This is a genomic window from Streptomyces sp. NPDC020747 (assembly GCF_044334695.1).
Classification (GTDB): domain Bacteria; phylum Actinomycetota; class Actinomycetes; order Streptomycetales; family Streptomycetaceae; genus Streptomyces.
Map to the genome: position 1 here is coordinate 163,572 of NZ_JBIRTJ010000004.1, position 18,395 is coordinate 181,966.

Annotated in this window: 15 protein-coding genes; 6 read left to right on the forward strand and 9 right to left on the reverse strand. The window is 70.8% G+C overall.

Annotated elements, in window-relative coordinates; all coding sequences use genetic code 11:
- Positions 1–324 precede the first annotated feature (324 nt).
- From ACH4YP_RS13515 to ACH4YP_RS13525, 3 genes are read right to left on the reverse strand one after another with little or no spacing between them, the layout of a single operon-like run.
- Entirely contained in the window at positions 325–1,617 is a 1,293-nt protein-coding gene (locus ACH4YP_RS13515; protein WP_398490647.1) for an ABC transporter substrate-binding protein, read from the reverse strand.
- Positions 1,617–2,450 carry a carbohydrate ABC transporter permease gene (locus ACH4YP_RS13520; protein WP_361063382.1) on the reverse strand — a complete coding sequence of 278 codons (834 nt, stop codon included), beginning with the start codon at positions 2,448–2,450 and terminating at the stop codon, positions 1,617–1,619. The genes ACH4YP_RS13515 and ACH4YP_RS13520 overlap by 1 nt, the downstream gene beginning before the upstream one ends.
- Positions 2,447–3,436, reverse strand: coding sequence for a carbohydrate ABC transporter permease (locus ACH4YP_RS13525; RefSeq protein WP_398490648.1), 990 nt, complete (start codon positions 3,434–3,436; stop codon positions 2,447–2,449). Before ACH4YP_RS13525 ends, ACH4YP_RS13520 begins: the two co-directional genes overlap by 4 nt.
- A 211-nt stretch (positions 3,437–3,647) precedes the next feature.
- On the opposite strand from ACH4YP_RS13525, the gene ACH4YP_RS13530 reads away from it, so the two are divergent.
- Positions 3,648–4,499 (forward strand): aminoglycoside phosphotransferase family protein, encoded by an 852-nt coding sequence (locus ACH4YP_RS13530; protein WP_361063376.1) that lies wholly within the window; start codon positions 3,648–3,650, stop codon positions 4,497–4,499.
- A 19-nt stretch (positions 4,500–4,518) separates the two neighbouring features.
- Here the strand turns inward: ACH4YP_RS13530 and ACH4YP_RS13535 are convergent, their stop codons facing one another.
- Complete coding sequence (locus ACH4YP_RS13535) at positions 4,519–5,421, reverse strand: LysR family transcriptional regulator (RefSeq protein ID WP_361063373.1); 903 nt, start codon at positions 5,419–5,421, stop codon at positions 4,519–4,521.
- Between the two features lie 145 nt (positions 5,422–5,566).
- Between ACH4YP_RS13535 and ACH4YP_RS13540 the strand changes: the two genes are divergently transcribed.
- Both ACH4YP_RS13540 and ACH4YP_RS13545 read left to right on the forward strand, forming a co-directional pair.
- A complete protein-coding gene (locus ACH4YP_RS13540; protein WP_398490649.1) occupies positions 5,567–6,556 on the forward strand; it encodes a DMT family transporter in 990 nt (329 codons plus the stop codon).
- Positions 6,505–7,065 (forward strand): YbaK/EbsC family protein, encoded by a 561-nt coding sequence (locus ACH4YP_RS13545; RefSeq protein WP_361063367.1) that lies wholly within the window; start codon positions 6,505–6,507, stop codon positions 7,063–7,065. Before ACH4YP_RS13540 ends, ACH4YP_RS13545 begins: the two co-directional genes overlap by 52 nt.
- 22 nt (positions 7,066–7,087) lie before the next feature.
- On the opposite strand, the gene ACH4YP_RS13550 is transcribed toward ACH4YP_RS13545, so the two are convergent.
- The 4 genes from ACH4YP_RS13550 to ACH4YP_RS13565 form a co-directional block, all read right to left on the reverse strand.
- Positions 7,088–7,810, reverse strand: a complete 723-nt coding sequence (locus tag ACH4YP_RS13550; RefSeq protein WP_361063365.1) for a 3'-5' exonuclease — start codon at positions 7,808–7,810, stop codon at positions 7,088–7,090.
- Positions 7,811–7,903: 93 nt separating this feature from the next.
- Entirely contained in the window at positions 7,904–9,136 is a 1,233-nt protein-coding gene (locus ACH4YP_RS13555; protein WP_398490650.1) for an SAV2148 family HEPN domain-containing protein, read from the reverse strand.
- 102 nt (positions 9,137–9,238) lie between these two features.
- Complete coding sequence (locus ACH4YP_RS13560; RefSeq protein WP_361063359.1) at positions 9,239–10,558, reverse strand: copper amine oxidase; 1,320 nt, start codon at positions 10,556–10,558, stop codon at positions 9,239–9,241.
- 110 nt (positions 10,559–10,668) lie between these two features.
- Positions 10,669–11,496: a Tat pathway signal sequence domain protein gene (locus tag ACH4YP_RS13565; RefSeq protein WP_398490651.1), complete on the reverse strand. Its 828-nt coding sequence runs from the start codon at positions 11,494–11,496 to the stop codon at positions 10,669–10,671.
- Positions 11,497–11,675: 179 nt separating this feature from the next.
- Here ACH4YP_RS13565 and glgX point away from each other — a divergent pair, with 179 nt between their 5' ends.
- The 3 genes from glgX (at position 11,676) to ACH4YP_RS13580 (ending at position 17,840) form a co-directional block, all read left to right on the forward strand.
- The gene (gene glgX / locus ACH4YP_RS13570; protein WP_398490652.1) at positions 11,676–13,793 is read left to right on the forward strand and encodes a glycogen debranching protein GlgX; all 2,118 of its coding nucleotides are present in this window, start codon (positions 11,676–11,678) and stop codon (positions 13,791–13,793) included.
- A 208-nt stretch (positions 13,794–14,001) separates the two neighbouring features.
- Positions 14,002–16,416, forward strand: coding sequence for a malto-oligosyltrehalose synthase (gene treY, locus ACH4YP_RS13575; protein ID WP_398490653.1), 2,415 nt, complete (start codon positions 14,002–14,004; stop codon positions 16,414–16,416).
- Between the two features lie 173 nt (positions 16,417–16,589).
- On the forward strand, positions 16,590–17,840 hold the full coding sequence (locus ACH4YP_RS13580; protein ID WP_398490654.1) for a M14 family zinc carboxypeptidase: 1,251 nt from the start codon (positions 16,590–16,592) through the stop codon (positions 17,838–17,840).
- A 117-nt stretch (positions 17,841–17,957) separates the two neighbouring features.
- On the opposite strand, the gene ACH4YP_RS13585 is transcribed toward ACH4YP_RS13580, so the two are convergent.
- Positions 17,958–18,383: an SSI family serine proteinase inhibitor gene (locus tag ACH4YP_RS13585; RefSeq protein WP_361063344.1), complete on the reverse strand. Its 426-nt coding sequence runs from the start codon at positions 18,381–18,383 to the stop codon at positions 17,958–17,960.
- Positions 18,384–18,395 lie beyond the last annotated feature (12 nt).

Sequence of the window (18,395 nt, forward strand, 5' to 3'; positions counted from 1 at the left end):
GTGCAGCCCCGGCCGAGACCGGAGGAAAAAATCGCATTGATACCCACGCCCGGCACGCTAGACGTCCCGGGCGGCCCCGGCCAACCGAATTTCGCCCCCTGCACCCTCCAGGGGCGCGAGGAACCGCGCACCTTCCGTAGGCGCCCCGCACGTCCTTCCAGCGGCACGGGCAACCGCCTGCTTTTAGGGGCGCGGGGAACGGCGCAATCTTTTGGGGGCGCGGGGCTGTGACATGTGCGGCTCCGCCGCGTGGGCGCGACCGGCCCCCACCGGCCGCCACCCGACAAACAACCCGCATCCCCCAAGCCCAGCGGCAGCGAACCGTCACCTCTGGTACCGCGCGAGCACCAGGTTCCCGTCCCCCACCAACCGCTCACGCAACTCACCAAGCCCAATGGCCCCGCTGTAGTACTCCTGAAACGCCGGCGTGGCCACCTTGTCCTTCCACTCCGGATACCCCCGTACGGACTGCGCCGGCGCCGACCGCAGATACCGCGCGAGCGCCGTACCGATCGCCCACCCGTTCTCCTCGACACTCAGCGCCGGATCCCGGAGCGCCCCCGTACCGGTCGGCAGCATCCAGTCGCCGAGCGCGAGCCGCACCATGTTCCGCGGCTGGAGCAGGAAGTCGATGAACGCGGCGGCCTCCGCCTTGTGCGGGCTGTCCTCCGCGACGGACAGCGTCTGAGGGCTCACCCCCTGAGTGAGCCCGTCCGCACCGGCCGGCGCGGGCAGCACCTGCCATTCGAAGCCCTTCGGCGCCTGCTGCACGATCTGCTGCCGGTAGGAGAACCCGAGCGGCACCATCGCGTACTTGCCGCCGAAGAACCCGGGCAGTGTGTCGGATCCTCCGCTGCCGAGCGTCGAACTCGACGCGCTGTCATCGGTGTTGACCTGGTCGTGGATGGTGCGTGGCACCACCTCGTCGCCCTCGCCGAACCGGATCCGCACCTTGCCGTCGGCACCCCGGTGGAACAGCTGTCCGCCGGTCGAGAGCGACAGGTTGAGGGTCGCCGACACCGGCTCCTTGAGCGGCCAGGCCACCCCGTACTTCCCTTCCCCGTCACCCAGTTCATCGGTGACCGCCCTGAACTCGTCCCAGCTCCACGGCTTTTGGGGCGTGGCAATCCGTACGCCCGACTCCCGCAGCCACTTGGCGTTGGCGATCAGGACGCGCGGCTCCTGGAGAAACGGCACGCCGTAGACCCCGTCCCCGAAGGTCACGGTCTCCCAACTCCGCTGCGGGATGTCGGACTTGAGCCGCTCGGGCAGCAGGTCACGCAGATCCGCGAGATACCCGCCGTACGCGAAGTCCGCGAGGTCGTCCGAGGCGTCATGGATGATGTCCGGCGCCTCACCGCCCTCGAAGGAGGTGAGCAGCTGGTCGTGGACGCTGTCCCAACTCCCCTGTACGTACTCGACCTTGACGTCCGGATGGGTGGCGTTCCACTCCTTCACCAGTTCCTTGTTGACGTCGACGGACTCCTCCTGCCAGGCGAGGGACTGGAAGCGGAGAGTGATCCTGCCGTCATCGGAACCACCGTCACCGCCGGTGCAGGCCGCACTGCCCGTGAGCAGCAGCGCCACCACCGTCGCGAGAAGCCGTTTCGTCCGCATCAGCTCTTCACCGCCCCGGCGAGCATCCCGCCCGTGATCCGTTTCTGGATGATCGCGAAGACGACCAGTGAGGGCAGGGTCGCCAGGAACGCGGCTGCCGCGAGGGGCCCGAGGTCCGCCACGCCCTCCGCGCCGATGAAGTGCGTGAGGACGACCGGAAGGGTCTGTTTCTCCGGGGTCTTGAGGAGCACCAGCGCGAAGAAGAACTCGTTCCACGCGCTGATGAACGCGAACAGCGCCGTGGCCACGATCCCCGGCGCGAGCAGCGGCGCGGTGATCGAGACCAGCGTCCGCAGCCTGCCGGCTCCGTCCACCGCCGCGGCCTCCTCCAGCTCGGTCGGCACGGCCCGTACGTACCCCACGAGCATCCACAGTGCGAACGGCAGCGCCCACACGACGTACACCATGATCAGACCCGGTAGGGAGTTGATCAGCCGCAGGTTCTTCAGGACCAGGAACAGCGGGATGATCACCAGCACGAACGGGAACGCCTGGCTGACCACGACCCAGCCGGTCGCGGCCCTCGCCAGCCGTGTGCGGTGCCGGGCCATGACGTACGCCATCGGGGTCGCGATCAGTACGGCGATCACCGCCGCGCCGACCGCCGCGATCAGGGAGTTCAACGCGGCGTCCAGCAGCGGCTGTTCGTCGAAGGCCTGCCGGAAGTTGGCGAGGGTCGGGTCCTTGGGGATCCAGGTCGGATGCAGACTGCCCAGCTCGCGCGGCGGTTTGAAGGCGGTGGAGATCAGCCAGAGGAACGGGAAGGCGAGAAAGACGAGATACGCGAAGAGCGCGAGGTACTGGCCCGCGCGAGCCGATTTCCGAGTCCTCACGCGTCCTCACCTTCCCTCAGCCGGCCGACCAGCTGGAGGGCGAGGATCACCGAGATCACCGCGACCATCACACACCCCATCGCCGCCGCGTACCCGAACTGCCCGTAGCGGAAGGCCTCTTCGTACGCGAACAGCATCGGCAGCCGGGTGCGGCCGCCAGGTCCGCCGTTGGTCAGGACGTACACGAGGGCGAAGGAATTGAAGTTCCAAATAAAATTCAGCGCGGTGATGGCGAGCGCGACCGGTTTGAGGGCGGGCCAGGTCACCGTGCGGAAGCGGCGCCAGGCGCCCGCGCCGTCCATCGCCGCGGCCTCGTGCAGTTCGCGGGGTGTGTTCTGGAGTCCGGCGAGCAGGGCGACCGTCGTCTGGGGCATGCCCGCCCAGACGCCGACCACGATCACCGCGGGCAGGGCGGTGGCCAGGCCACTCAGCCAGTCGCGGCCGTCACCCAGGCCCAGGTCGCGGATCGTCTCGTTGAGGATGCCCGCGTCCGGGTTGTAGACGAGCCGCCACATGATGCCGACCACCACCTCGGGCATCGCCCACGGGATGATCGCGAGCGACCGCGCCAGCCAGCGGAAGCGGAGGTTCTCGCTCAGCAGCAGGGCGAGGCCGAGGGCGAGGAGGAACTGCGGGACCGTGACCCCCACCGCCCACAGCAGACCGATCCGGAACGAGTCCCAGAACAGGGTGTCGTGCAGCAGATCCTGGAAGTTGAGGGTCCCGATCCACTGCGTGGGCTCGGTGCGGCCCGACTGGGAGTCGGTGAACGCCAGCGCGATGCCGTAGAGGAGCGGTCCGACGCTGAGCACCAGGATCGGGATCAGCGCGGGCAGCACCAGGAACCAGGCGCCGTGGTCGACGAGGCGGCCACCACCCGGGCCGTCGCCTCCGCCTGTTCCTCCGCCTCTTCCTCCGCCCGACGCGCCGCTCGCCGACCGCTTCGATCGTTTGCCTGACCGCTTCCTCACGGTCGCCGATGTCACGGAATCAGCTCCTCTGGGCGGCTCGTACGGGTCTGGCCGTCCCGGCGGCCCTCGTCATCGTGCTGACGTACCGACACGCCGTCAAGGCAGCGCGCACACCCTCCCGAGGGCTCCCACCAGTGCGAATGCGACACTGGGCGGCGTATGGCGTGATCTCGACTGCCGACACGACGGGACCCACGAGAATCACGGACTCCACGGGAGGCGAGTGATGGACGAGGCACAGGCGCGGGACGTGCTCGCCGAGGCCGGGTTCGACCGGGGCGCGGAGCTGCTCGCGCTGGGCGAGAACGCCGTGTTCGCCGCCGGTGACCTGGTGGTCAAGGTGGGCCGCGACGCCGAACTCCTCGACCGGGCGCGGCGGGAACTGGCCATCGCCGGCTGGCTCGCCGAGGCGGGCGTCCCCACGGTGCGGGCCGCCGAGCCCGAGGCGCGGTCCGTGACCGGTCACCCGGTGACGGTGTGGCACCGGCTGCCCGCTCCCGTACGTCCCGCCGAACCCCGTGATCTCGCCGAACTGCTGCGGCTGGTGCACGCGTTGCCCTCGCCCGCCTTCACGCTGCCGCGCCGCGAACTGCTGGGCGGCGTCGAGCGGTGGCTGCGGCTGGCGGGCGACGCGATCGACCCGGCGGACGCCGCGTTCCTGCGGGACCGGCGCGACGGCTTCGCCACTTCGGCCGCCGCACTCGCCCCGCAGCTGCCGCCGGGCCCGATCCACGGCGACGCGCTGCCCCGCAACGTCCACATCGGCCCCGACGGTCCGGTCCTGGTCGACCTGGAGACCTTCTCCACCGACCTGCGCGAACACGACCTCGTGGTCATGGCGCTGTCCCGCGACCGGTACGGGCTGCCCGCGGAGGCGTACGACGCGTTCACCCGGACGTACGGCTGGGACGTACGCGAGTGGGACGGCTGTGGGGTGCTGCGAGGGGCCCGCGAGACCGCCAGCTGCGCCTGGGTCTCCCAGCACGCACCGAGCAACCCGAAGGCACTGGCGGAGTTCGAGCGCCGGGTGGCGTCCTTGCGGGACGGTGACGAAACGGTTCGCTGGTATCCCTTCTGAGGTCCCCCATCTTGGGAAATCAGCCTCGGCCGCGGATCGTCACGGCTGCCCGGTGCAGTTCGGCGAGTACGGTCCGTACCGCCTTGCGGGCCGTGCGTTCGGGGCGGTGGAGCGCGTCGATGTGCCGCCGGGCCTGAACGCCGCTGAGCGGCTTGAGCACCAGCGCGGGGTGCGGGCGCATCGTCCAGCGGGGCATCAGGGCGAGGCCCCCTCCGGCGGCGACGGCCTCGGCTGCCACCGCGAACTCGTTGATGCGGTGCGCGAGACGGAGTCGACGTCCCGCGGCGGTGGCGATGGCGTCGACGGTCGCCACGATCGGGAAGCCGTCGTGTGCCGTGATCCAGGGCTGGTCGGCCACGTCGCGCGGGGTGAGCCGCCGTTTGACGGCCAGCGGGTGGTCGGCGGGCATCGCCACGTCGAGCGGTTCGCGCAGGAGGGTGGTGGCCGTGACCGTGCGCGGCCAGCCCGGGGTGTGTTCGAGGCGGTGGGCGAGCACGAGGTCGTACTCCCTGGTCAGCGGCGGGAAGTCGTCCTGCGTCACATCCGCGTCGGCCAGGGAAAGCCGCGGCCCGCCGGGCTCGGCCGACGCCTGGAGCAGCAACGGGAAGAACGCCGAAGCCGCGCTGTGGAAGGCCGCCACCGACACCTCGCCGTCCGGCCGGTCGACGAACTCCGCGACGGTGTGCCGGGCGCGCTCCAGCGCCGTCTCCACCTCGATCGCCGCCCCGGCCAGCGCCTGTCCGGCGTCGGTGAGCACCAGCCGCCGCCCCTGGCGCTCGGTGAGCGGGACGGGGATCGCGCGCTGAAGCAGCCGCAGTTGCTGGGAGATCGCCGAGGGCGTCACGAGCAGCGCCTCGGCGACAGCGGTGACGCTGCCGAGTTCGCCCAGCTCACGCAGGATCCTCAGCTGCCGTTCGTCCATGCCCTCGTCCCAGTCCTCGTCCCAGTCCTCGTCCCAGTCCTCGGGATCGTCCCGGGATCGCTTCGTTCCCGATGTAGGGATGCTAAAGGATCGTTTAAGAAGTTGGCTCTGGGCTTCAGGGACGTGGACGGTGCAGGGTGAGCGCGTGCCCGATGCCCGCCGTACCGATGCGGTACTTCTCCTCGTCGCCCTCGTCTGGGGTTCCAGCTATCTGTCCGCCCAGACTGCCACCGCCGTACTGCCCGTCCTGGTCGTGCTGTTCGCGCGGTACGCCCTGTCCGCGATCGCCTGTCTCGGTCTGGTCGCCACCGACCGGAAGTCCGGCGGGTGGACCCGCGACGAGATCCGGATCGGCGTGCCACTGGGGGTCACCCAGGCGGCCGTCCTGGTGGTGGAGACATACGGCGTCGCCCACACGAGTGCCGCGAACGCGGGGCTGATCATCAGCCTGACCATCGTGATCACTCCCCTCCTCGACCGCACGGGCCACCGCGGCGGCCTTCCGCCGTCTTTCTACGCGGCCGCCGGTGTGTGCCTGCTGGCCGTCGGCCTCCTCATGTCGGGCAACGGCTTCCACGCTCCCCGCCTCGGCGACCTGCTGATGCTCGCAGCGGCGCTGATCCGTGCGGTGCATGTGGCGCTCGTCGGCCGGCTCACCGTGAACCGTGCGATCCGCCCGCTGCGGTTGACCACCGTGCAGACCCTCGTCGGCTCGGCGCTGTTCCTGCTGCCCGCGTCCGGCGAACTGTCCACGCTCGCCCACATCGGCGTCGCGGGCTGGGCCCAGCTGCTCTATCTCGCCCTGTTCTGCAGTGTGTTCGCCTTCCTCGCGCAGACCTGGGCCGTCCAGCGCACCTCGGCGAGCCGGGCCAGCCTCCTGCTCGGCACCGAGCCGATCTGGGCCGCCGCGGTCGGCATCGGCCTGGCAGGCGACCACTTCACCCCCCTCACCGCCCTCGGCGCGACCCTGCTGATCACGGGAACGTACTGGGGCCAGGCAGTCGAACGCGCCCACCGTGCCGCCGCCCTTTCAGGGGCGCGGGCCCTCCCGGCGGAGCGCCGACCCACGGAAGAGGACCCCGCATGCCCGACCACGACACCCTCGACCACACCCACGACACCTACGGCCGTCTGATCGCCCTCCTGGACACCGCCTCCGTCACCTACGAACTCATCGACCACGAGCCGGAAGGGAGCACGGAAGCCGTCTGCGCGCTGCGCGGTCACCCCGCGTCCGAGGCCGCGAAGTGCATCGTCCTGCGGGTCAAGGTCGACCGCAGAACCACCCGTAACGTCCTGGCGGTCGTCCCCGGAGACCGGCGCGTGGACCTCGACGCCGTCCGTACCCTCTACTCCGCCCGCTACGCCGGATTCAGCGACGCGGCCACGGCGGAGCGACTGGCCCGCTCCGTGCCCGGCACCGTGCTGCCGTTCAGCTTCGATCCCGAGCTGGAGGTCGTCGCCGACCCGGAGGTCGTGGAACGGCCGCGCCTCTACTTCAACGCGGCCCGCCTCGACCGCTCCCTCGTCATGTCGGGCTCCGACTACGCCCGCCTCGCCGAGCCGCGCGTCGAGCCCATCGCGAGCCCGAGCCTGGATCCGACCGCGAACCCAAGCCCGGACCCAGGCGTGAACCGGGCGTGAACGAGCGGCCTGAACGACCGGTTCAGACCCGCTCGTCAGCCAGGTCCCGTACCGGCCACACCCCGTCGACCACCGCCGTAGCGTCCCCCTTGCGGCGCAGGAAGCTCTGGAAGTCGGCCGCCCATTCCGCGTACCACTCGATCTGGCGGCGGTGCAGCTCCGCCGGGCCCAGCGCCGCGACCTTGGGATGCCGGGCGGCTATCGCGCCGGCGAGACGGGCCGCCGCCAGGGCGTCCGCCGAGGCGTCGTGGGCGGCGTCGAGCGAGATCCCGTACTCCGCGCAGACCGCTTCGAGATTCCGCTTGCCGCGGCGGTAGCGGTCCACCGAGCGGTCGATCGTGTACGGGTCGATGACCGGCGCGGGGTCGACCCCGCCCAGCCGGTCGCGCAGTGACGGCAGTCCGTGCCGCCGCAGTTCGGCGGAGAGCAGGGTCAGGTCGAAGGCCGCGTTGTACGCGACGACCGGGACGCCCGACTGCCAGTACGAGACGAGGACCGAGGCGATCGCGTCGGCCACCTGGTCGGCGGGCCTGCCGTCGGCCGTCGCCCTTTCGTTGCTGATCCCGTGCACCGCCACCGCGTCCGCCGGGATCTCGACTCCCGGGTCGGCGAGCCATTCGCGGTGCCCGACCGGCTCTGTTCCCCTGACCTCGATCACGGCCCCGGTGACGATGCGCGCCTCGCGCGGATCCGTCCCGGTCGTCTCCAGGTCGAAGCCGACCAGCAGCTCCCCGTGCCAACCCATGCCGGCCCCCTTCTTCGTGGTGCGATCCCCCAATGACCTCCACGATCCCATGGGCCACTGACAATCCGACGACCGCATTCCGTTTGACGCCCGTCAGGACACAGGCCGCGAATCGGCCCAAGCCACCTCGAACTCCTCGCGATACGTCCCGAAAAGACCTTCTTCGCCGACCTCGTCCGGCTTCAACACCCGCCCCCCACCGCGCAGTACGAGCACCGGCGCCTCCATCCCGCGCGTCCGCCGCAGATACGACTGGACGACCGCTATGCCGTCCGAGCCGTCCCCGTCGACGAGGTACGCCGTGAAGCGGGGCGTCTCGTCGTAGACCTGGATCTCGAAGGCGCCGGGATCACGCAGCCGGGCCCGGACCCGCCGCATGTGCAGGATGTTCATCTCGACGGAGCGGCTCAACTCACCCCGCTTGATGCCCAGTTCACGCTCACGGCGCTTGACCGCGCTGGAGGCCGGGTTGAGGAACAGCAGCCGCACCCGGCAGCCGGACTCGGCCAGCCTGACCAGCCGCCGCCCCGAGAAGTTCTGCACGAGGAGGTTGAGGCCGATGCCGATGGCGTCCAAGCGGCGCGCTCCGCCGAAGATGTCCTCGGCGGGGAACTGCCGCATCAGCCGCACCCGGTCCGAGTGCACGCCCACCACGTCCGCGTACCGGTCGCCCACCAGGTTCTCGACCGCGTCGACGGGGAGCCGGCGCGCGGACGGTACGTCGCTGCCCGCGCCGAGTATCTCCAGGAGCTTCGCGGAGGCGCGCTCGGCCTGGGCGAGGACGGCCTCGGACAGCGCCCTGTTGCGCGAGACGACGTTGCGGGTGACTTCCAGTTCGTCCAGGGCGAGTTCGACGTCCCGGCGCTCGTCGAAGTACGGCTCGAAGCACGGCCAGTGCTGCACCATCAGCTCGCGCAGCTGGGGCAACGTGAGGAAACTGATGACGTTGTCGTCGGCGGGGTCGAGCAAGTAGCCCTTGCGGCGGCTGACTTCGCGTACGGCGACGGCGCGCTGCACCCACTCCTGCCCGGCGGGTCCGGCGGCGGCGACCACCCAGTCGTCCTCGCCGTGGACGGGTTCGTAGATCGGGCGCAGAACAGCGGCCACGACCGCGCGCAGCCGCTGTTCGACGAGGTTCAGCCAGATGTAGGCCCGGCCCGCCCGCTGGGCGCGCGTACGCACCTCGCGCCAGGCGTCGGCGTCCCAGTCCAGCTCCGCTCCGATTTCCATCGGTCGCGCCAGGGACACCGCGCCCGGTGGGGCATCCGTGGAGCTCCCCTCGTGACCGCCGTCACCAGGGGGCAACTCCAGCCCTCCGGACCCCACCCGCGCACCGCCTTCCGCTCCCCCGAGCACTCCCCCAGCCAACGATCAAGGAAGGGTACTCCGGGAGCGGCGAACGGTGCAGCCGGATGGACAGGTCGTTTCTCAACTACCGTCGTCCGGCTTGCCGTTCTGATCGGCCAGCTCCGGCGGAGTGAGCGGATTCATAGCGGTGACGTCACGCGGGGCGAGGGAGAAGCCCTGCCAGTGGACCGGCATGGGCTGCTGGTCCTCGTCCCGGGCGACATGATGGAAGCCGATGTTCACCCAGGCCACGGGGTGTGTGAGGTTCTGTCCGTTGACCCACTTGTCGACGGACTTACCGGCTCCGGTACCGCAGTTGGGCAGGTTGTCGCTGGCGAACTGCTCGCACTTCTTGTACTGGGTGAAATAGACGTCGTGCTTGGTGAAGCTGCGGCCCGGGTACTTGGAGCTGGCTCCCGGGACGAGTTCGTACGAGCGGGCGTGGTCGTCCTTGTTCTTGCCGGTCGTGCTGACCACGCGCCACCAGCGCATGTTCTTGGCGTCGCCCGCGAGTTCCTTGGTGATCTCCTTGCGGGTGGTCTTGTTGCGCGGGGCCTCGCCGTCGGCGGCGGGCGGGCTGACCACGGAGTCGTACTGCTCGACCTTGTTCTTGGAGTTGCCGTCGAGGCCGAAGTTGAGCCGCCAGAAGACGTTGTGGCTGTGGCTGGTGGCGTACGCCTTGGCGCCCTTGCCGAGCGGCCAGCCGCGGCCGTCACCGGCGTCGTAGTCACCGGGCGAGAGGCTGCCGGTGGCGCCGACGTTCATGTTGATCGCGCCGTCGTCCGAGAAGCGCCACTCGGTGATGTACTCGTACCAGCCGACCTGGTTGACGGTGTAGACGAGCAGGTCCTTGCCCTGCTGCTGGAAGACCTTGCTCGCCGAGTCGCCCTGCATGCGGTAGGCGTGGCCGCGCGAACGGGTCGTGGTGCACAGGCCCTTGACGTTCGGGTGCTCCGGGTCCCAGGAGTCCGGGACCTTGACCGTCTTGATGGTGCCGCCGGGACACTCACCGGGGGCCATGTTCATCAGGCCCTGGCCGAATCCGGCACCCGTGAGGTCGTCGTACTCGACCGAACCGTCGTCGTAGGGGACGTGGATCTGGGCGAGCTTCGCACTTGTCAGGACGCGTATGGGGGCCGCTTCGCCCTTGGGCTGGTACGAGACGTTCTCCAGGACGAGCCCGGCCTCGCTCTCGTAGTGCCAGCACATCGACCACTTGGTGCCGGTGGTGAGTGTCTGCTCGATCTTGTACGCCGCGCTGCAGTCGGCCGCCGCCGCGGGGGCGGCCTTGGGCTGGGCGACGGCCGGTCCCGCGGCCGTGGTGGCGCCGACGGTCAGGGCGGCCACCGAGAGGCCCACCGCCGTCCGCCTGCGGGCGCGGTTGATTCTGTTGTCGCGCATGAAGAAGTGACTCCCTTGCACAAGCAGGAAAGTTGGAAAAGTGAACGGACTTCGCCGAATCCGGGCCGAACCCAGGCCGGTGAACGCAAGAGGCTGAACGGAAGGAAAGGTCAGCCGACCTTGGCGATCTTCCGGGCGCTCAGATCGACCACCAGGTCACGGCTGTCGATCCAGGGGCCGTTCTTGGCCTTCACGAAGAGCCGCAGGCAGCGGTGCTTGCCACAGTCGGCGAGGGCCGCGGGCGTACCGGGGTTCGCCCGGTACACCATGCTGTTGAGCATCAGCTGGTCGGGAGTGGTCAGCTCCTTGCCGGTGGCGTCCTTGAAGTCGGCTTTCAGGCCTGCGCCGAGCGGGTCGGCGATCAGGAGCTGCGCGGCCTCGACAGTCTCGGCACGGCTGAGCGGCGGCTGGACGCCGTGCTGGGTGTCGGTCCCCTCGACCTTGCCGGTGTCGAGGTTCACGGTCTTGGTGACGAGCGAGTCGTCCTTGTAGTCGTAGAACGACACCTCGGCGCGTCGGGGCGCGTTCGGGTCGTCCAGTTCGCTCTCGTCGGGTTCGGCGAGGTCGACGGTGATCCGCTGGGGACCCTTGTCGCCCTCGACGTTCTCGCTGGTGCGGAAGAGCTGCCGGTCGAGGGCGAGCTTCTCGACACTCTCGGTCTCGTCGTCGGTGAGCGGGTCACGTCCCTTGCCCTTGTCGCCCTCGGCCGGGGCCTCTTCGACGACGCCGGGCTGCACGGCACCCTGAGCCTGGTCCTGGCCCTGGTTCTTGCTCTGTCCGGCCTGCTGTGAGGTCTGGCCCGCCCCGTTGCCGCCACCGGAGTCGTCGGCGCCCGCCGAGCCCGGCAGGGTGATCCCGACCATGACGGCGGTCCCGGCGACCGCGATGGCCGCGCCTGCCACCACCTTGCCCAGATGGCGGTGCACTATCGTGCGCACATTTCCCCCTACTCCCCCTGTATCTCTAGGAGTCGATCGAGTCCCACTGGTTCGGCATACCGCGTATGCACTGGTCGTTCGGTAAGAGGGGCGTAAGTCCTAGGTGGTTCCATCACTTTCGGGGAGACTCGGGCGGGAGTCGCCCCCGGCGGCGTCGCACAACTGGAAGAGTTGCATCCATGCAGGTCTGGCCTGGACAGGCGTACCCACTCGGTGCCACGTACGACGGCGCCGGCACCAACTTCGCGGTCTTCTCGGAGGCCGCCGACCGGATCGAGCTGTGTCTGCTGCACGACGACGGCTCGGAGACGGCGATAGAGCTGCGCGAGACCGACGCGTTCGTACGGCACGCGTACCTGCCCGGCATCATGCCGGGCCAGCGGTACGGCTTCCGTGTGCACGGTCCGTACGCGCCCGAGCGGGGGCAGCGCTGCAACTCCGCGAAGCTGCTGCTCGACCCCTACGCGAAGGCCATAAGCGGCGGCATCGAGTGGGGCGAGGAGGTGTACGGCTACCACTTCGCGTCGCCCGGCAAGCGCAACGACCTGGACTCGGCGCCCCACACGATGAGTTCCGTGGTGGTCAACCCGTACTTCGACTGGGGCGACGACCGGCGCCCGCGCACCGAGTACCACCACACGCTCCTGTACGAGGCCCATGTGAAGGGCCTGACGATGCGGCACCCGGGGCTGCCGGACGAGCTGCGCGGCACGTACGCGGCCCTCGCCCACCCCGCCATCATCGAACACCTGACCGAACTGGGCGTCACGGCACTGGAACTGATGCCCGTTCACCAGTTCGTGAACGACCACCGTCTGGTCGACATGGGCCTCAACAACTACTGGGGCTACAACACCATCGGCTTCTTCGCCCCGCACAACGCGTACGCGTCCTGGGGCGACCGCGGACAGCAGGTCCTGGAGTTCAAGTCGGCCGTCCGGGCGCTGCACGAGGCCAATATCGAGGTCATCCTCGACGTGGTCTACAACCACACCGCCGAGGGCAACCACCTGGGCCCGACACTGTCCTTCAAGGGGCTCGACAACGCCTCGTACTACCGGCTCACCGACGATCCCCGCTACTACATGGACACCACGGGGACGGGCAACTCGCTGCTCATGCGCTCCCCGCACGTGCTCCAGCTGATCATGGACTCGCTGCGCTACTGGGTCACCGAGATGCACGTCGACGGGTTCCGCTTCGACCTGGCGGCGACCCTGGCCCGGCAGTTCCACGAGGTGGACCGGCTGTCGTCGTTCTTCGACCTCGTGCAGCAGGACCCCGTGGTCTCCCAGGTGAAGCTGATCGCCGAGCCCTGGGACGTCGGCGAGGGCGGCTACCAGGTGGGCAACTTCCCACCCCTGTGGACCGAGTGGAACGGCAAGTACCGCGACACCGTACGGGACATGTGGCGGGGCGAGCCGCAGACGCTCGCCGAGTTCGCGTCCCGGCTCACGGGCTCCTCGGACCTCTACCAGGACGACGGGCGGCGCCCGCTGGCGTCCATCAACTTCGTCACCTGCCACGACGGGTTCACGCTGAACGACCTGGTGTCGTACAACGAGAAACGCAACGACGCGAACGGCGAGGACAACCGCGACGGCGAGAGCCACAACCGGTCGTGGAACTGCGGCGCCGAGGGCGACACCGACGACCCTCAGGTCCTGGAGCTGCGGGCGCGTCAGATGCGGAACTTCACCGCGACGCTGATGCTCTCCCAGGGCGTGCCGATGCTGAGCCACGGCGACGAGTTCGGGCGCACGCAGAACGGCAACAACAACGCGTACTGCCAGGACAACGAGGTGTCCTGGGTGCCGTGGCCCGAGAACGCCGAGGGCGATGCCGAGCTGCTGGAGTTCACCCGCGCGATGGTGTGGCTGCGCCGCGACCATCCGGTGTTCCGGCGGCGCCGGTTCTTCCACGGCCGGCCCGTGGAGGGCACCCACGACGAGCTGTCGGACATCGCCTGGTTCACCCCCGAGGGCGAGGAGATGACCCAGCGCGACTGGGACTCCACGCAGGCGCGGGCCCTGTCGGTGTTCCTCAACGGCAACGCGATCTCGGAACCGGGGCCGCGCGGTGAGCGCATCAGCGACGACTCGTTCCTGCTGATGTTCAACGCCTCGCCGAAGACCCTGGAGTTCGTGGTGCCGGTCAACCACGGCCGCCAGTGGCAGGTCGTCGTCGACACCGCCCGGCCTTCCGGCCTGGAACGCGGCACGGGCGCGAAGGTCCAGGCGGGCGACCGCCTGTCGTTGGTGGACAGAAGCATGATGGTGCTGCAGCGACCGGCGTAGGCGGATCGACTGGCGGCGGTGGTCGGCTCGCGCGCGACACGCGCGAACCGACCACCGCCTCCTTTAGGGGCGCGGGGCTGTGTCAATATGCGGCTCCGCCGCGTGGGCGCACCCAGCCACAGCGAACCCGCACCTTCAATCGGCGCACCCCGCGGACCGCAAGCGTGTCGATGGCACAAACCGCCCCCGGGCGGGTACGTAGGTTCCCATGACACCTGAGCGTCCCGACCCGGTCGCCCCCGTCGCGCCGACCGCCACCTACCGGCTCCAGCTGCAGCCGGAGTTCCCCTTCGGGGCGGCCGAGGCGGCCGTCCCGTATCTGGCCTCGCTCGGCGTCTCCCATCTGCATCTGTCGCCGGTCCTGGAGTCGGTTCCGGGTTCGGCGCACGGCTACGACGTCGTGGACCACGCGCGCGTGCGGGACGAACTGGGCGGCGAGACGGGGCTGCGGTCCCTGTCGCGCACCGCGCGGGAGCACGGTCTGGGGCTCGTGGTGGACATCGTGCCGAACCACATGGCGATGGCCCCGCGCCACAACCACGCCCTGTGGGAGGTGCTGCGCGAGGGCCCCGACTCGCCGTACGCGCGCTGGTTCGACATCGACTGGGAGGCCCAGGACGGGCGCGTACTCCTGCCGGTGCTCGGTGGACCGCTCGGCGCGGAGATCGGCGCCCTGGAGGTCGACGGGGACGTCCTGCGCTACTACGACCACGTGTTCCCGCTGCGGGCCGGCACGCGGGAGCTGCCGCTGCCCCGGCTGCTGGACGCGCAGTGGTACCGGCTGGGGTGGTGGCGGCTGGCCCGCACCGAGCTCAACTACCGGCGGTTCTTCAGCATCTCGGAGCTCATCGGGGTGCGCGTCGAGGACCCGGAGGTGTTCGCGGCCACCCACGGGAAGATCCTTGAGCTGCTGGACGAGGGCGTGGTCGACGGGCTGCGGATCGACCACCCGGACGGCCTCGCCGACCCCGACGCGTACCTCCGCCGTCTGAACGAGGCGACGGGCGGGCGCTGGACGGTCGTCGAGAAGATCCTCGCGGACGGCGAGCCGCTGCCTGCCGCCTGGCCGGTCGCGGGCACCACCGGATACGACGCGCTGCGGCACGTGGACGGCCTCTTCACGGACCCGGCGGGCGCGGGGGAACTCCTCGGCCAGTACCGGCGGTTCGCGGCCCCCCAGGCCGACCGTGGGGGCGTCTGGGAGGCCACGGTGCGGCGGGCCGCGTACAAGGTGGTGCATCACGAGCTGGCCGCCGAGGTCGACCGGCTCACACGCGAGGCGGACCGCCTGTGCCGCGCCTCGCCCGACCCCGCGCCGCGCGACCGCGCCCCCTGGGCCCTGCGCACCGCGCTGCGGGAGCTCCTCGTCCGCATGGAGGTCTACCGGCCGTACACCTCCGGGGACGCCGCGGCGGTCGTCACCGAGGAGGCCGCGGACGAGGCACGCCTGGCCTTCGAGGTGCCCGAGGAGGCCCAGGCGGTCGATCTCGTACGGGACCTGGTGCTCGGCCGGGCCGGCGAGGGACCCGAGTACGAGGCGTTCCGGGCGCGGTTCGCGCAGACCGCGTCGGCGCTGCGGGCCAAGTCCGTCGAGGACACCGCGTTCTACCGGTACGTTCCGCTGCTGTCGGCGACCGAGGTGGGCGGCGAACCGGGGTCCCCTGCCGTGTCCCCGGAGGTCTTCCACGCGTACTGCGCGCGCGTGCAGCGCGACTGGCCCGCCACCGGCACCGTCCTGTCCACGCACGACACCAAGCGCAGCGCAGACGTACGGGCGGCGATCTCGGTGCTCACTCAGGTGCCGTCGCGCTGGGCCGACCTGCTGACCGAGGTGACCGGGTGGACGGCGGCCGAGGGGATCGGCGTGCCGGATCCGCAGGTGGCCTGGGCCGCGTGGCAGACGGCGGTCGGGCTCGGTCCCGCGGCCGGGGAGCGGCTCCAGGGCGCACTGCTGAAGCACGTCCGCGAGGCGGGCCTCGGCACCTCGTGGACCGAGCAGGATCCCGCGTACGAGGCCGCCGTGGCGGAGTTCCTCAAGGCGGGGCCGTGCGGGACGCCCGGGCAGCTGGTGGCCGGGTTCAGGAACTCCGTCGAACCGCATGTCCGCGCGAACGTCCTGGGGGCCGCGCTGGTCCAGCTGACGATGCCGGGCGTGCCGGACGTCTACCAGGGCACGGAGGTCGAGTACCGGGCGCTGGTGGACCCGGACAACCGGCGGCCCGCGGCCTTCCCGCCGGTCGACCCGGAGGGTCTGTCCGCCGAGAAGGCCGGACTCACCGGGGCCGCGCTGCGGCTGCGCGGGCGGCGGCCCGCCGTCTTCGGCGAGTCGGCGACGTACACGCCGCTTCCCGCGGAGGGTCCGGGCGCCGCGCACTGTGTGGCGTTCGTGCGCTCCGGGGAGGTGGTCACGGCGGTCACCCGGCTGTCGCTGCGCCTGGAGGAGGCGGGCGGCTGGCGCGACACGGTACTGGCGCTGCCCGCGGGGCGGTGGGCCGACCTGCTCGCTCCGGGGCGGGAGTTCACCGGGCACGCGCGCGTGGAGGAGCTTTTCGGACTGTTGCCGGTGGTGCTGCTGGAGCGGGTAGGCGACGATTCCGGTACCGGCTCCGGCGAGAGCGGCTGACCGGCGGCGCCCGGCGGAGGGCGCGGGCCGCGCCCGCCGTCCGGGAGTGAATTACCCCCCGGCTGCCGGTAAATGCTGCTTGGCGCTCCCCGGTGGCGCCCCTTCACGTCCTTGACAGTTCCTCCGGTCCGTGGAGTACTGCGGATTGCGACGCCGGGCGGACCTAGTCGGGGGTGAGTCTCCTGCCGGAGCTGCGCTACCCCAGTGTGACCGAAATCGTTTCCTCGGCCCGGGCGTTGGCGGCCCACCGGCCGGGCCTGTGTTCGCTCAGACAGGTCGGTTCCTCGCGCGCCGGCCGGCCGCTGCAGCTGCTCTCCGTGGGGCACGCCGCGCGCTCGGTGCTCGTCGTCGCGGGCGCCCACGCCAACGAGCCCACGGGCGGCTCCACCCTCCTGTCGCTGGCCGAACGGGTGCTGCGCGAACGGGAGTTGCGGACCGATGCCTCGTGGCACTTCCTGCTCTGCGCTGACCCGGACGGCGCCAGCCTCCATGTGACGCCGGCGCCGCGCACCCTGCTCGACTACCACCTCGGCTTCTTCCGCCCGGCGGGGCCCGAACAGCCCGAGTGGTCGCCGGCCGTGCTGCCGCCCGACCGGCTGCCGCCCGAGACGCGTGCCCTGACCCGGGTCATCGACGAACTCCGCCCCTACCTCCAGGTGACCCTCCACGGAACGGATCTCGGCGGCAGCTGGGTGCAGTTGACGAAGGACATCCCAGGTCTCGCCGAACCGTTCGCCAAGTCCGCGGCGGAGCTGAACATCCCGGTGGAGACCGGCGCCTCGGACGCCGCCGGCTGGCCCGCCTCCGGGCCGGGTGTGCATGTGATGCCCGCCCCGGGCTCGGACCTGGCGTACCCGAGCATGCCGGACGACGCCCGGCACAGCACCTGGTACCACGCCCACCGGTACGGCGGTCTGACCGCGGTCGTCGAGGTGCCGATGTGGGCGAGCGACCTGGTCGACGATCCCGCGCCGCATCCCGCCCCGGCGGCCGCGATGCGGCGTCTGGCGCGTCGCCTCCTCCAGGACGCGGTCCAGGTCGAGAGCGTCCTCGCCGAGGCGCTGCCGCGCCTTCCCGGACCGGACGGTCCACTGCTGCGCGCCGCCAAGTGGGCGCTGGAGCTGGTGCCGGGGCTGGCGGGCGACTGGGCGCTGCCGCCGCCTGCGGGCACGACGATGGCGTACGTCGGCAGCGTGGACGCGTTCGGCCGACGGCTCCCGCTGCGGGCCGCGGCGATGCTCCTGCGGGTCCTCCAGGAAGCCGACGACCGCGCCGCGCCCCCTCTGGAGCGGCTGGTCGCGTCCTGGAGCGAAGCGTTCGCGGAACGCTTCCGGGCGCGCTGGGTGCCGCTGGAACATCAGGTCGAGCACCAGAGCCGCACGGTGGTCGCGGCGGCACGGCACGCCCGGGACCGGGCGGCTTGAGACACGCGCGCGTGGAGGCCGTTTTCTGCGGCACGCGCGCGTGCCTGTCGGTCGGCTTGCGCGCGTGCCCGGCGGAGGCTGTGGCTCGCGTGCCTGGCGGTTCGCTGTGATCGGCGTTCAGTCCGACAGCGCGAACACCGATCCCGTCCGGGCCGCCATCACACAGGAGTTGGCGTGCGTCTCCTTGTACGTGACCGCTCGGCCGCCCCACTCGCCGCGCGCGGAGGTGGTCACCGGCGCGTAGATCATCGGGCAGTAGACCTCCTTGGGCGGGATGCGGCCGATGTCGCCGCCCGCGGCCCGGAGTTCCGCGCAGGCCCGTGCCGCGTGCGCGTGGCCCTGGGGCGGGTCGCACAGCAGCAGCGTGCCGCGCGTGTCGCTGGAGCGGGCGTCGCCGCGGGTGACGGTGACGTAGAGCCAGTTGCCCGCAAGCGACTCCGGGGGCGCCGCGGCCCGGGCCGGCACCGAACCCGCCACGAGGAGGGCGCAGGCGGTCAGCAGACAGGCCCGTACGGCGACCGTCGCTTTGTGAGTGTTCGTCATGGCCAGTGCATC

Coding starts and splice junctions, on each gene's coding strand:
- ACH4YP_RS13515 (WP_398490647.1), bottom strand. CDS start 1,617: ATGCGGACGAAACGGCTTCTCGCGACGGTGGTGGCGCTGCTGCTCACG.
- ACH4YP_RS13530 (WP_361063376.1), top strand. CDS start 3,648: ATGGACGAGGCACAGGCGCGGGACGTGCTCGCCGAGGCCGGGTTCGAC.
- ACH4YP_RS13535 (WP_361063373.1), bottom strand. CDS start 5,421: ATGGACGAACGGCAGCTGAGGATCCTGCGTGAGCTGGGCGAACTCGGC.
- ACH4YP_RS13545 (WP_361063367.1), top strand. CDS start 6,505: ATGCCCGACCACGACACCCTCGACCACACCCACGACACCTACGGCCGT.
- ACH4YP_RS13550 (WP_361063365.1), bottom strand. CDS start 7,810: ATGGGTTGGCACGGGGAGCTGCTGGTCGGCTTCGACCTGGAGACGACC.
- ACH4YP_RS13560 (WP_361063359.1), bottom strand. CDS start 10,558: ATGCGCGACAACAGAATCAACCGCGCCCGCAGGCGGACGGCGGTGGGC.
- glgX (WP_398490652.1), top strand. CDS start 11,676: ATGCAGGTCTGGCCTGGACAGGCGTACCCACTCGGTGCCACGTACGAC.
- treY (WP_398490653.1), top strand. CDS start 14,002: ATGACACCTGAGCGTCCCGACCCGGTCGCCCCCGTCGCGCCGACCGCC.
- ACH4YP_RS13585 (WP_361063344.1), bottom strand. CDS start 18,383: ATGACGAACACTCACAAAGCGACGGTCGCCGTACGGGCCTGTCTGCTG.